This is a genomic window from Francisella sp. 19X1-34, assembly GCF_041102755.1.
Lineage (GTDB): Bacteria > Pseudomonadota > Gammaproteobacteria > Francisellales > Francisellaceae > Francisella.
On sequence record NZ_JBGCTX010000023.1, the window covers coordinates 1 to 12,237 of the forward strand.

Consider the following 12,237-nt stretch of genomic DNA (forward strand, 5'->3'; position numbering starts at 1 on the left):
ACTGTCTTTCAACTTTTAAATAACAACGGTTTAGCTATTTTCAATCTAATTTATATTTTTTGTGCACAGAACCTAATAAAATAATATACGTAAATGTGGCTCAGTATGTATTAATTGTCTATTAGCAACCATAGTCACTGCAAATAAAAAACCACCAATAATAGCATATATACTTCCTATTATATTAAAAGAGCTGCTCTCAGGATGTAGGGTAAATATAATACCAATAAAACCAATTATGGCTGAAATGATAGCGTACCAAGGTAAGCGCACTTTTAAAATAAGTAAGAGAATAAAAGGTACCCAAAGTGGAGCAGTATTCCATAATAATATAGCATTTACTAAAGGAATAGTTTTCATTGCCATAAATGCAAAAAAGTAGGTTAATACTCCAGCTAAAGCACGTATGAATAATAATCCATATCTATTTGTTTTTAATGATATAACTTGTTTGTGACTCTTTAAACTAGGTAATAATAAAATTAAACAAATTACATTTTGGCAAAATACAATAGCCCATGTGCTTAAACTAGAGCCAATAAACTTAACTGCTACTCCTGTTAGGGCTAGTAGAAAGAAAGTTATTAGTGCTAAAGAAGCGCCTTTGATTGGATGCTGTTCAGGTAGTGATTGACTCATTGTTTCCTAATAAATAAATATAAAATTAGATTTATTTGAGTATAAGAAAAGTTGATTAGTTAGTAAAATAAGTATTTTTAATTTATACTTCATAAGTATTACTTATATGTTAATTTAAGTTTAAGCATGAATATTAAAAGGCTTAATTTAAACCTGCTTGTGACACTTCATGTACTATTACAGGAGCGAAATGTTACTCTTGCTAGTAAAGCCTTATTTATTACACAGCCTGCAGTAAGCTTAGCTTTAAAACAGTTACGCATAGATTTTGATGATCAGCTTTTAATTCAGAATCATAAAGAAAAACAAATGACATTAACTCATAAAGCTCAACAACTTAAACCACAGCTTGAGAGTATGATAGATTCGATGCAAAAAATTGTTAATTTAAATATTAACGTATTACACCCTGAGCAATTACATGGTGAATATCGAATTGCGATTCATAGTTGCATTAGTTCATTATTGTTGCCACAACTTTATACTTTGCTTAAAGAAAAAGCTCCCAATATTAGGTTATCACTGGAAAATATTACTGATATAAATAGTATATCAATAAAAGACCAAGAAAAATTTGATTTTTTTGTTGGGGCTTTTTCTAATATACCAAAAATATATCATCGAGAGATGTTTTTGGAAGAGAGCTTTGTTTGTCTTTCTGGAATAAATGAACTTAATCAAAAAAGTAGTCTTACAAAAGCAAATTTATGTCAATATTGAGCATGTGGTTTTATCATATATGAATAATTACTCTGAGACAATAACTGATATTATGCTACGTAAGAATGGAGTAAGTCGAAAGCACTATATTACTGTATCTGATGCCTTTTGTGCAGCACAATTAGCATATGAAAAAGAGTTACTCCTTATTGTACCTAAAAAGTATGCATGCTCTCTTCTCGCATTTTTTCCTCTTAAGTTATTCCAACTCCCATTTATATCACAGAAATTCTATTTTGAATTGCTTTATCGTAATATTGATTATAGTCAGACTCACCAATGGCTTAAAAAGCAAATATTGGATTTTTTACAAGATACTAGCTTATAAATGTAGTTTGAAATAGGTAAAATAATTAAGAAATAGTTTCTAGCTAAAACTCTTCAGAGTAATTTTGAAAGAAAGAGCTTGATTTGGACCTATAGCAGCAGGAGCTCTTGTTCCATATGCAGTATCAGGAGCACAGTATAGTATAACTGTAGAGCCTGTAGGAATTTGAGGTATAGCATCCTTCCAACATTGGATTAGATTTGTAAGAGGGAATGAAACGCCTTTACTTGAATCAAAACTTGAGCCTATAAGTTTGCCATCTTTTATTGCTTTGATAGCTTTTTGACTATCTTTAGCATAAACAACAGCAGGAGTAGTTCCATCATATGCAATTGTTACTTTACTATCAGCACTAGGTTTTTTACCATTGCCTTGTTTTATCATTTGATAGTAAACACCATCATCTACTTTAGTTATGCCATCAATTTTTGAAATTTCGCTAATTAATTTTTCTGAATTATCTTTGTTTTGTTTTGCTATATTAACTTGTTTTTTGATCAGTTCATTCTTAAGAGTTTGCATATCTTTTTGGATTTGATCTTCTGATAACTTAGGTTTGTTACCTTTTAAAGCATCTTCAAATCCTTCTGCTGCTTTTGAATTATCTATACCAAAATTTTGATTGGCTATTCCTGAACCAATTTGATAACCTACAGTATAGCTAGCTTGAGGCCCAATTTTTATTCCTGTTGATTCTTGAGTGTCACTATATGCAGTAGCGGTTAGGCCTATTAGTGAGCACGCCGTAAGAGCCATTATTTTTTTTAGATTCATGTTTTCTCCTTGTCTATCTTTGTATATCATTTTTTGAAATATTAAAAAAATCAAAAAGCTCTTTATCCAGCATTTGTGATGGAGATATATTTGAAAGAGCCTTAAATATTACATTCTTTCTATCAGGGTTTTTCTTTTCCCATTGGTTTAGCATATCTTTTATAAATACTCTTTGCAAATTATCTTGAGAGCCACATAGGTTACACGGGATAATTGGAAAGTCTTTAAGCTCAGAATATTGAGTTGTTTCTTTTTCACTAACAAAAGCAAGAGGGCGAATTACTATGTTTCTTTTATCATCACTTAGAAGCTTAGGAGGCATTGCTTTAATAGTGCCATTATAAAATATATTTAAAAAGAATGTTTCAATAATATCATCTCTATGATGGCCCAAGGCAATTTTTGTTATACCATTCTCTTCAGCAAAGTCATATAATATGCCACGGCGCATTCTTGAGCATAGCCCACAAGTTGTCTTACCTTCAGGAATCACTTTTTTTACAACACTATATGTATCTCTTTCAATAATATGAAAGTCAACTTCTTTTGATTTTAGGTAGTTTGGTAGTACTTCCTCTGGAAAACCAGGCTGTTTTTGATCTAGGTTAACAGCAACTATATCAAATTTTATAGGTGCTTTTTGTTGTAGTAGTATTAACATCTCAAGCAGGCAATAAGAGTCTTTGCCTCCTGATAAGCAGATCATTATCTTATCGCCATCTTCAATCATATTATATTGGTTAATTGCCTGAGCAGTTTTTCTAAGAATTTGTTTTTCAAGTTTTTTTAGATTTTGTTTATTAGTGTCAGTCATTTTTTTGCAGAAGTTTTTGTTTTAAGTCTGTTGGAAGTTTTTGTAGTCTAGATGTCTTTGTGTTATAGCATGCTAGTCTAGCTTTTGCTTTAGTAACTAGCTTATCATCACCAAGAATTCTTATTTCATAATCAAACTCAATGCTTGCAGCACCTATTTTAGAAATATATTGAGTGACTTCTATTTTATTTGGATGTTGAAGAGCTAATATATATTTACAGCTTTGCTCAGTGATTACTAATTGAATAGAATTCTCTTTAGCCCAATTCATTAGACCTGTATTTTCATAAGCCCATGTTGTTCGAGCTTCTTCAAAATAATCAAAATATTTACCATTATTAACATGGTCATTTTTATCCGTATCTGACCAGCGAACACTGGTTATAATTTTAAATGGTTTTGAGTTCATTTGATTACCTTATGATTAGAAAATATATGATAGTAATGATTTACGTGGTATTTCGCAGCTTTCTAATTGTGCTGAGTATTTTCTAGCAACATCAGCAGTTTTGCGAGCATAATTTTTTAAGAAAGAGTTATTTCTATGGCTACCGCGTCTGTAACCTCCAATACCTTCATGATAAGCCAGATATAGATCATAAGTATTTGTTTTACTGATTCCTGTTTTATTATGAACATCATTTAGATACCAGCCAATAAAGTCAACAGCATCAGCATAATTGGATCGAGATACAAATGTTTGTTTTGTTTGTTTTTTATAATGAGCCCAAGTACCATCTAATGCTTGAGAGTAACCATAAGCACTCGAAGCTCGCCCTTTAGGGATAAATCCAAAGTAGTACTGCATCGAAGGTTTAGCATCTGCTCTAAAGGAAGATTCTTGCCTTACAAAAGCCATTTGCACATTTAGAGGAATTCCCCAACGATCATAAGAGTCTACCATGTCATAATACCAGTCTGGATATTGATGGATAATACTACAAGCATTATTTATATTTCTAGGTTGTGCCGTTGTACAAGATCCTAGGATCGCGATAGTTGAAATTACACCTGCTAATCTGATTATTTTCTTCATTATAAATACCTATAAAAAACACCTACTACTTTATCTTGGAATCTACGAGCATTATAGCGATCTGAGCGCTTTAAGTCATTTAGCATTATCGAGAATGTTATGCGATGATTTTTTGCAGTTAGAACATACCCTGATAAAATGGATACTCCAGAAAGAGTCCCTGTTTTCGCATGTACCTTACCTAATAATTTACCTCCCATTCTATATGCGATAGTACCACTCATCCCAGAAGTTGGCAAATAATGGTATAGTTTTTTTCCAACAGAGCTGTAAAAAGTTTTAGTCAGAAAGTTAACTATGAAGTTTGGAGATACTCTGTCAAGTTGTGAAAGTCCTGAGCCATCATACATTGTTAATGCTGATGTATCTAAGCCTAGCTTATTATATATAATATTCTGAACAGCTTCGATTCCAGACTTAGTTGATCCTATACCTGTTTTTTTTAATGCTACAGTATTTAGGATTGTCTCCGCATATAGGTTATCTGAACGCTTAAGTGTTTCGTCGATTATATAGCCAATTGTTGCTGAAGATGTTGAAAGTTGTACAGGATATCCTTTAGGCACTTTTGTTGCTATGGAAATCCTACCATGCTTTATTCCATAAGTGTTTAAAAAGTCTTTTATAGTATCTAGAGTTTTTAAAGCAGGATTTTTTATGGCTAATTCAAACATTCTTTCTGCAGTTCTGGATAGGTATCCACTAATATGTACAACATTATTATCATCCATATAAATAAAAGTTGCTCTAGAGGCACTTGTATATTTTGTGGTATTCTCAATAGTTATATTACTGGCATTACTTAGCTTTATGACTCTTGTAGATAAGCTATTTGGATTTTTTGCTAATTTAATAACAGTACAGTTTCTATTCATTGTAAAACTAGATGCTGGGGCGCCATAGCAAAAAGAACTATCTTCTTTTGACCATCCTTGTGGAACATATGGTCCAGAAAATACTCCTACTAAGTATATATCGCCAGTTATTTTATCTATGCCTTTTTCTGTTTTTATTCTTTTAATAAGTTTTGCAAGCTGTGTTCCTGTTAAAGAAGGATCTCCTGAGAATTTAATATACATATCGCTATATAGAGTATGACTTTTTACTCTATCTGCAGGGTAGTTTACAGACGTTACAAATCTAAAATCACTAGGAAGTGTAAAAAGAGCTGCAACTATTGTAAAAAGTTTATTGTTGCTGGCTGGTATCATAGCTCTATTTTTTGCATAAGAGTATAGTTCCTTACCTGAATTTGTTCTTTGAGTGGCTATAGCTATTTTAGCATTTGTTAAACCATATTTTTTTACGAGATATTGAATTTCACTACGTGTAGTAGCAGCAAAAGTACTAGTAATAGATATAGTAAATAGAGATAGCAATATTAATAGTTTAGTTCTTTTATGCAAAACTTTTAGTCCGTATAGTTTTCAAAACAATATTAACTTCAGATAATAGCATTTTATATGATATAAATACAGGCGAACATTATAAGTTTTGGTTCACTTTTTATACATTTAGTCCTCAGTTTGGCTATAAAACCAAGACTTGTATTTATAAGGGCATATGATATAATCGCTATCTGTAAAAATTATCGTGGGCATAAGCCCTTAGTTTTTTGATAACTGATAAACTGGCATTTTAAGTGAGGTGAGAGAGTATGCCAAGCGTTAGAGTTAAAGAAAGAGAACCTTTTGATGTTGCTCTTAGAAGATTCAAAAGATCTTGTGAGAAAGCTGGAATAGTATCTGAACTACGCCGTAGAGAGTACTTTGAAAAGCCAACTTGGGCACGCAAAAGAAAAAAAGCTGCAGCTGTTAAAAGAGCTCATAAGAGCAATATGATGGCTAGAAGATAGTTTTTTTATTTAAACCACCTCGAGAGCGTAAAGCTCTCATCTTTCACTAGGAATTCTTTTTTAAAATGTCACAAATTTTTGATCAATTGACTCTTGATATGAAAGAGTCAATGAAAACTAAAGATAAAAATAGATTAACAACTATCCGTATGGCTATGTCTGCTATTAAGCAAAAGCAGATTGATGAAAAAATAGACATTACAGATGAGATTGTAATAGCAGTTATTACAAAAATGATTAAACAAAGACAAGACTCTTACAATCAATACATTCAAGCTGATAGAGCTGAGCTAGCTGAAGGTGAAAAAAGAGAGATTGAGATTCTAACTAAATATATGCCTAAGCAACTTAGTGACGAAGAAGTTGTAGCAATTGTTCAAAAAGCTATTGAAGCTGTAGGAGCAACATCTATGAAAGAGATGGGCAAGATTATGGCAAATGTAAAAAAAGAATTAGCAGGAAGAACAGATATGAGTAAAGTTAGTGCTATAGTAAAATCTAATTTAGTCTAACAATATTTACTCCTGACATCAGTATGGCAAAAAGAGTTTCAAATAGTTTTATAAAAGAGCTAGTGGCTAGTGCTGATATAGTTGATGTCGTCTCAAGATATGTCAATTTAAAGAAATCTGGTAAAAACTATAAAGGTTGCTGTCCTTTTCATAATGAAAAAACACCTTCATTTTTTGTAACACCAAGTAAAAATTTTTTTCATTGTTTTGGCTGTCAAGAATCAGGAGATGCTCTTACTTTTGTTAAAAAAATTAATAATTTAGAGTTTATAGATGCTGTAAAGAATCTAGCAGAAATAGTTGGCAAACCAGTTGAATACGAGAACTACTCTCAAGAGGACATACAAAAAGAGCAGCTGTATAATAAATGTATTAGTTTTTTAGAAGTTGCTCAAAAATATTATCGTTGGAATTTGGGCAATTCAGTGACAAAAAATAAAGCCATAGCCTATCTTAAAAAAAGAGGGATTGATTCTAGTTTAGCAAAAATCTTTGGTATAGGCTATTCTGCAGAAGGCTGGAATAATATAACACAGCTTGCTAGATCGGCTAAAGTTACAGAGGAAATCTTAGTAGATACAGGATTAGCAATAAAGAATGATAAAGGAAATGTCTATGATCGCTTTAGAGGTCGAATTATGTTTCCTATTCGTAATATTCAAGGGAATGTAATTGCTTATGGAGCTAGGGTTATAGATGATGTTGATGGTGTTAAATATATAAATTCACCAGAAACCATAGTTTTCCAAAAGAATAATATCTTATATGGTTTATATGAATATCGAGAGTATAAAAAGAAAAATCCAGAAAATTTAATCCAAAGCTTAGTAGTTGTCGAAGGATATATGGATGTAGTAGGTCTAGCACAACATGGCTTTTATAATGCTGTTGCTACGTTGGGGACTGCTTTTTCGCAAAATCATGCGAAGATCCTTTTTCGAGAAACAAACTCTGTTGTTTTATGTTTTGATGGAGACTCCGCAGGACAAAAAGCTGCTCTTAGAACAATTAAGATAGTTTTACCTATATTAGATGGTAATAAAAAGTTAAAAATCTTAACTTTACTTGATGGTAAAGATCCTGATGATTTTATTAAAAGTAAAGGTTTAGATGAATTTACAAATATTTTAGATAATGCCTTACCTGTTGCGGAATTTTTAATAACAAATTTTATAAATGGTAAAGACCTTCGTAGAGCGGAGTCTAAGGCGGAAGTAATAGAAGATTTAAAAAATTTCTTATCTGATGTTGATGATAATATTTACTCAGAGAGTATTATTGCAACAATAGCAGAAAAGATAGGTATAAAAACTGAGCAGATTAAAAAGTTATTAAAAATACGTAGGCATAATGTTTATGAAGGTCTACAAGGTATGTGCTCCAATAATGTTAAGCAGAAAAAACTTTCAAGAAATTTACGACTTGAAGAAAAATTACTTGCAGAATTATTTGTAAATATTGTAGATTTTCGTATTTTATATCAAAATAACGATTTTGAGATTTTTCCAGTAACGAAAAATCTTGATTTTTTAATAAAAAGCTTGAAAACTTTAAAAGAAGACTCATCTAATGAAATAGAGGCTGTTATACTTATACAGCTATTGGCAGAGGATTATCCTGACTACAGAGAGTACTTCTTTGAATTATTAAGCTATGGTATTAATAATACTAGCAAAAAATCTGATGGCGAAGATTACTGTAATCAGATGTTAAAAGATTTAAAAAGAATTGAAAAAGAAAGTAGAAAATTGAGAATTAATTATTTGAAAGATCTGCCATTTAGAACAGAGCTTCAACAAATGGAAATTAAATATCTACTTTCTAAATTGAATAATTAAAATAAATAATAATCTATTGGAGTATTAGATGACAAGAGAAGACTTACTCTCAGATCTGAAAGATTTAATAATTGATGGTAAAGAAAGAGGTTATTTAACCAGAGCAGATATATTAGATGCCTTACCTGGAGATGTTTCTGAAGATCCAAAAAAATATGAAGAGATAGAAGCAATACTTGTTGATGCAGGTATTGATGTTTATGATAGAACTCCTGAAATAGAAGAAGAAGATGAACGAAAAGTAAGTGAAGCAAATCTTGATGATTTAAGAGGTAAAACATCAGATCCTATTCGTATGTATATGCGTGAAATGGGTATAGTTGACCTTCTAGATAAAAGAGGTGAAACTGATATTGCTATTAGAATAGAAGAGGGTACAACAGAGGTGTTTAGTACAATCTTAAGTTATCCTATAGTTGTAAAAACATATATTGAAAGGTTTCGTGAATTAGAAGAAAAAGCTCAAGATTATATGTCTTCTCAGGATATAGAGGAAGATCCTGTTGCTAAATATATTCGTTTTAATGAAATTATGGCTGGTTTTAGTGATGAGCAAACAGCTGAAGAGAAAGTTGCTGAAGACGATCATGATGAAAAAATTGACACTCAAAGAGCTTATGAGTTTTTTACTAATCTTGAGAAGTTGTTTGATGAGTATCAAGAAAAACCTTCTAAGAAACTTTATAACAAGATTATTAAAGAATTTGAATGTTTAAGACTTTCAACTTCTCATTTACAAAAGTTAGTAGATTACATTAGACTTCCTTATGCTCGTGTTAAGGAGTTTGAAAGAAAAATTTTAAGATTATCTGTTGATAGAGCAAAAACCCCTAGAGCTGAATTCTTAAAAGCATATAAAATCGGTTCTATTGATTGGCTTGAGCCTCTAACTAAAAAATATAGATTCACAGATAATATTATCCGAGAAATTCAAAATCTTACTAAGCAGATTAATCAATTTCAAAGCTTGATGATGATGGATATTTCAGAGCTTAAAAATGTTAACGTTGAAATCTCCAAAAGTGAAGCGAAAATCACTCAAGCTAAAAAAGAAATGATTGAAGCAAACTTAAGACTAGTTGTTTCAGAAGCAAAAAAATACACAAATAGAGGCTTACACTTTTTAGATATTATCCAAGAGGGTAATATTGGTCTAATGAAAGCAGTAGATAAATTTGATTATCGTAAAGGATTTAAGTTTTCTACTTATGCTACTTGGTGGATTCGTCAGGCTATTACTCGTTCAATTGCTGATCAAGCTAGAACTATTCGTGTACCTGTTCATATGATTGAAACAATCAACAAGGTTAACAGAATTAAGCGTCAAATCTTACAAGAGAAAGGTCGTGAAGCCACTGAAGAAGAGATTATCGAATATACTCCAAATATGACTAAAGATAAGCTTAAAAAGATTCTAAATATTTCACATACGCCTATTTCTATGGAAAGCCCGATTGGTGATGATGAGGACTCTACAGTAGGAGACTTTATAGAGGATAAAAATAATTACTCCCCAATAGAGGCTGCTAACTTAGAAAACTTAAGAGAAGCTATCAAAGAGCTTATCGATACTGGCTTAACAGAAAGAGAAGCTAAAGTTCTAATGATGCGTTTTGGTATTGGTATGAACACAGATCACACATTAGAAGAAGTTGGTAAACAATTTAATGTGACGAGAGAGCGTATTAGACAGATCGAAGCAAAGGCTCTTAGAAAGCTTAAGCATCCATCTAGATCAGCATTTTTGAAAACTTTCTTATAGTTGTACTTATATTCCAGGAACTAATAAATATAGTTAATCTAATTTCTAATTAATTACTATTAACTTTTTATCTTTATTTAAATTCTTTTAGAAAATTATAGATTTTAAAACTATACTAAAAGACAGTTTTATTTCCTAAATGCAAATCATATCTGAAACTTATATAAGCATATCGATAATTACGTATATTAAAATCAATCTAAATAACCATATAGATATCGCTTCAGGGCATCTTTTAACGATCCTAACCCCTATTGGTACACCAATAAATGAGCCAACTAATAGCCCCAAAAAAGCTGGAAAATATAAGTAACCAAAGCTATATTTTGGAAGTCCAAGTGCATGATAGCTTGATATTAACATTGTAACAGTTGCTATTGCAGCAGTAGGAAGCGCTATAGCACCGGCCATCGCAGCAGAGTTTCTCATTGGGTAATTATAATGTTTCATATATGGATTTACTATGCTTGAGCCGCCAATACCAACGATACTCGAAAGTAGACCAGCAGTTGAGCCAAGAAATATACAAGATATCTTTGAAGGTAGGATTACCTCTAACTTCGCAATATTCTTTTTAAATTTAAATGTTTTAACTAGACTTACTATTAAAAGAATCGCAAATATAGTTTCAATAACTCTTGCTGACATAAGTTGGCTAATTATAGTGCCTAATATTGCACCTATTATAATAGCTGGGAATGCATTTTTAAGAATATTTAAAATTAAATGTCCATGTTTATAATGTTTGTAAGAACTATAAAAAGCATTAATCATAATGAAGGCCAAAGAAGTAGATACTGCTAGATGAATCGAGATTTCGTTAGACATACCTTGGTATTTACAGACTAATAACATTACAGGAATAATAACAGCACCACCACCTGCACCAATCCATGAAGAGAGAGTGCCTACGATGATGCCACAGATAAGATATATTAAAAGAATTATCATAACTTTGTCATAATTTTTATTTAAGATTAATTATGAAATTATTATATATAAGAGTAAACTATAGATAAAATGAATTAAATTTATAATAATTATTCATAAATGGAATCTATAAAGAATATACAAGCATTTCTTGCTATTGTTAATACTGGGTCATTTACAGCAGCGGCTAATAAACTATTTATAACTCAGCCTACGATTACTAAAAGAGTAGCTCAGCTAGAGAGTAGTTCAAATAATAAGTTATTTCATCGTAAAGGAGCTACTGCTCAGCTTACTTCAGCAGGTAAAACACTTTTACCTTATGCGATAGATCTTATGAATGCTTTTAATAGACTTGAAGGAAAAATACAGGACTTTCAAAATGAAGTTGTTGGAGAGCTAACAGTTGCTTGTAGTTATCAGGTAGGCTTAGTTTTTTTACCACAAATACTTAAACATTATGCAAATAAGTATCCTAAAGTAGATATTAAGTTTGATTATACATCTTCGCTAGTAGCTATTGGAAAGGTAGATTCATTAGAGACAGAGATAGCTTTAATAACGATTAATGATGATATGCCTAAAAGTATAGGATACTATGTTTTTGAAGAAAAACAGTTTGTTGCAGTTATTGCTAGAGATCATAATTATTGGCAGCAATCTGGTAGCATGTTAGAGAGATTAAATAATATACCCATTCTATCTCCATGTGCTGGTAATAAACATCATGCTGCATTATCTTCACTAATACATAAATATCGACTAAGCTCTCCAATGCTAAGTAATATCAATATGTTAGAAATGATTAAAAGGCTTGTTGAGGCAGGTTTTGGCTGGTCTATAGTTACTAAAGACATGGTTTCAGATAAGCTTAAGGAACTGCCATTAACAATGGATGAGTTATATATTAGTAATGCTTGTATTTATAATAAAAATAGTGAATTTTCACGTCCTGCTAAGGCTTTTTTAGATGTATGCAAAGAATATACATTAGTCGATAAAGTAACATTATAGATTTATTAATTATTC

14 protein-coding genes are annotated in these 12,237 nt (G+C 31.2%); 7 read left to right on the top strand and 7 right to left on the bottom strand.

The window, feature by feature from the left end; genetic code table 11:
• Positions 1-72: 72 nt before the first annotated feature.
• Positions 73-639, bottom strand: a complete 567-nt coding sequence (locus AB8E56_RS05085) for an EamA family transporter (protein WP_329478679.1) — start codon at positions 637-639, stop codon at positions 73-75.
• 126 nt (positions 640-765) lie between these two features.
• Between AB8E56_RS05085 and AB8E56_RS05090 the strand changes: the two genes are divergently transcribed.
• On the top strand, positions 766-1,359 hold the full coding sequence (locus AB8E56_RS05090) for a LysR family transcriptional regulator (protein ID WP_329478681.1): 594 nt from the start codon (positions 766-768) through the stop codon (positions 1,357-1,359).
• 19 nt (positions 1,360-1,378) lie between these two features.
• Entirely contained in the window at positions 1,379-1,687 is a 309-nt protein-coding gene (locus tag AB8E56_RS05095) for a hypothetical protein (RefSeq protein ID WP_329478683.1), read from the top strand.
• Positions 1,688-1,726: 39 nt separating this feature from the next.
• Here AB8E56_RS05095 and AB8E56_RS05100 read toward each other — a convergent pair whose 3' ends face one another.
• Genes AB8E56_RS05100 through dacB form a run of 5 tightly spaced genes read right to left on the bottom strand, consistent with a single transcriptional unit; the run spans position 1,727 to position 5,717 of the window.
• Positions 1,727-2,461: an FKBP-type peptidyl-prolyl cis-trans isomerase N-terminal domain-containing protein gene (locus AB8E56_RS05100; protein WP_329478685.1), complete on the bottom strand. Its 735-nt coding sequence runs from the start codon at positions 2,459-2,461 to the stop codon at positions 1,727-1,729.
• Positions 2,462-2,474: 13 nt separating this feature from the next.
• Entirely contained in the window at positions 2,475-3,275 is an 801-nt protein-coding gene (gene ttcA / locus AB8E56_RS05105; protein ID WP_329478687.1) for a tRNA 2-thiocytidine(32) synthetase TtcA, read from the bottom strand.
• Complete coding sequence (locus AB8E56_RS05110; RefSeq protein WP_329478689.1) at positions 3,268-3,684, bottom strand: thioesterase family protein; 417 nt, start codon at positions 3,682-3,684, stop codon at positions 3,268-3,270. The genes ttcA and AB8E56_RS05110 overlap by 8 nt, the downstream gene beginning before the upstream one ends.
• 15 nt (positions 3,685-3,699) lie before the next feature.
• Positions 3,700-4,311: a transglycosylase SLT domain-containing protein gene (locus AB8E56_RS05115; RefSeq protein ID WP_329478691.1), complete on the bottom strand. Its 612-nt coding sequence runs from the start codon at positions 4,309-4,311 to the stop codon at positions 3,700-3,702.
• The gene (gene dacB, locus AB8E56_RS05120; RefSeq protein WP_329478693.1) at positions 4,311-5,717 is read right to left on the bottom strand and encodes a D-alanyl-D-alanine carboxypeptidase/D-alanyl-D-alanine-endopeptidase; all 1,407 of its coding nucleotides are present in this window, start codon (positions 5,715-5,717) and stop codon (positions 4,311-4,313) included. The genes AB8E56_RS05115 and dacB overlap by 1 nt, the downstream gene beginning before the upstream one ends.
• Before the next feature lie 251 nt (positions 5,718-5,968).
• Between dacB and rpsU the strand changes: the two genes are divergently transcribed.
• The 4 genes from rpsU (at position 5,969) to rpoD (ending at position 10,278) form a co-directional block, all read left to right on the top strand.
• Positions 5,969-6,166 carry a 30S ribosomal protein S21 gene (rpsU, locus tag AB8E56_RS05125; protein ID WP_072712428.1) on the top strand — a complete coding sequence of 66 codons (198 nt, stop codon included), beginning with the start codon at positions 5,969-5,971 and terminating at the stop codon, positions 6,164-6,166.
• A 65-nt stretch (positions 6,167-6,231) separates the two neighbouring features.
• Entirely contained in the window at positions 6,232-6,678 is a 447-nt protein-coding gene (locus AB8E56_RS05130) for a GatB/YqeY domain-containing protein (protein WP_329478697.1), read from the top strand.
• 23 nt (positions 6,679-6,701) lie between these two features.
• Positions 6,702-8,516, top strand: a complete 1,815-nt coding sequence (gene dnaG, locus AB8E56_RS05135) for a DNA primase (protein WP_329478699.1) — start codon at positions 6,702-6,704, stop codon at positions 8,514-8,516.
• A gap of 28 nt (positions 8,517-8,544) precedes the next feature.
• The gene (rpoD, locus tag AB8E56_RS05140) at positions 8,545-10,278 is read left to right on the top strand and encodes an RNA polymerase sigma factor RpoD (protein ID WP_329478701.1); all 1,734 of its coding nucleotides are present in this window, start codon (positions 8,545-8,547) and stop codon (positions 10,276-10,278) included.
• 159 nt (positions 10,279-10,437) lie between these two features.
• Here the strand turns inward: rpoD and AB8E56_RS05145 are convergent, their stop codons facing one another.
• Entirely contained in the window at positions 10,438-11,229 is a 792-nt protein-coding gene (locus AB8E56_RS05145) for a sulfite exporter TauE/SafE family protein (protein WP_329478703.1), read from the bottom strand.
• A gap of 99 nt (positions 11,230-11,328) precedes the next feature.
• Here AB8E56_RS05145 and AB8E56_RS05150 point away from each other — a divergent pair, with 99 nt between their 5' ends.
• Complete coding sequence (locus tag AB8E56_RS05150) at positions 11,329-12,222, top strand: LysR family transcriptional regulator (RefSeq protein ID WP_329478705.1); 894 nt, start codon at positions 11,329-11,331, stop codon at positions 12,220-12,222.
• Positions 12,223-12,237: the final 15 nt, after the last annotated feature.

What these genes read in the sequence shown, in the direction of transcription:
- AB8E56_RS05100 (WP_329478685.1), bottom strand. Translation starts at nt 2,461, where the DNA reads ATGAATCTAAAAAAAATAATGGCTCTTACGGCGTGCTCACTAATAGGC.
- AB8E56_RS05095 (WP_329478683.1), top strand. Translation starts at nt 1,379, where the DNA reads ATGAATAATTACTCTGAGACAATAACTGATATTATGCTACGTAAGAAT.
- AB8E56_RS05110 (WP_329478689.1), bottom strand. Translation starts at nt 3,684, where the DNA reads ATGAACTCAAAACCATTTAAAATTATAACCAGTGTTCGCTGGTCAGAT.
- ttcA (WP_329478687.1), bottom strand. Translation starts at nt 3,275, where the DNA reads ATGACTGACACTAATAAACAAAATCTAAAAAAACTTGAAAAACAAATT.
- rpoD (WP_329478701.1), top strand. Translation starts at nt 8,545, where the DNA reads ATGACAAGAGAAGACTTACTCTCAGATCTGAAAGATTTAATAATTGAT.
- AB8E56_RS05085 (WP_329478679.1), bottom strand. Translation starts at nt 639, where the DNA reads ATGAGTCAATCACTACCTGAACAGCATCCAATCAAAGGCGCTTCTTTA.
- dnaG (WP_329478699.1), top strand. Translation starts at nt 6,702, where the DNA reads ATGGCAAAAAGAGTTTCAAATAGTTTTATAAAAGAGCTAGTGGCTAGT.
- AB8E56_RS05115 (WP_329478691.1), bottom strand. Translation starts at nt 4,311, where the DNA reads ATGAAGAAAATAATCAGATTAGCAGGTGTAATTTCAACTATCGCGATC.
- AB8E56_RS05145 (WP_329478703.1), bottom strand. Translation starts at nt 11,229, where the DNA reads ATGATAATTCTTTTAATATATCTTATCTGTGGCATCATCGTAGGCACT.
- AB8E56_RS05150 (WP_329478705.1), top strand. Translation starts at nt 11,329, where the DNA reads ATGGAATCTATAAAGAATATACAAGCATTTCTTGCTATTGTTAATACT.
- AB8E56_RS05130 (WP_329478697.1), top strand. Translation starts at nt 6,232, where the DNA reads ATGTCACAAATTTTTGATCAATTGACTCTTGATATGAAAGAGTCAATG.
- AB8E56_RS05090 (WP_329478681.1), top strand. Translation starts at nt 766, where the DNA reads ATGAATATTAAAAGGCTTAATTTAAACCTGCTTGTGACACTTCATGTA.
- rpsU (WP_072712428.1), top strand. Translation starts at nt 5,969, where the DNA reads ATGCCAAGCGTTAGAGTTAAAGAAAGAGAACCTTTTGATGTTGCTCTT.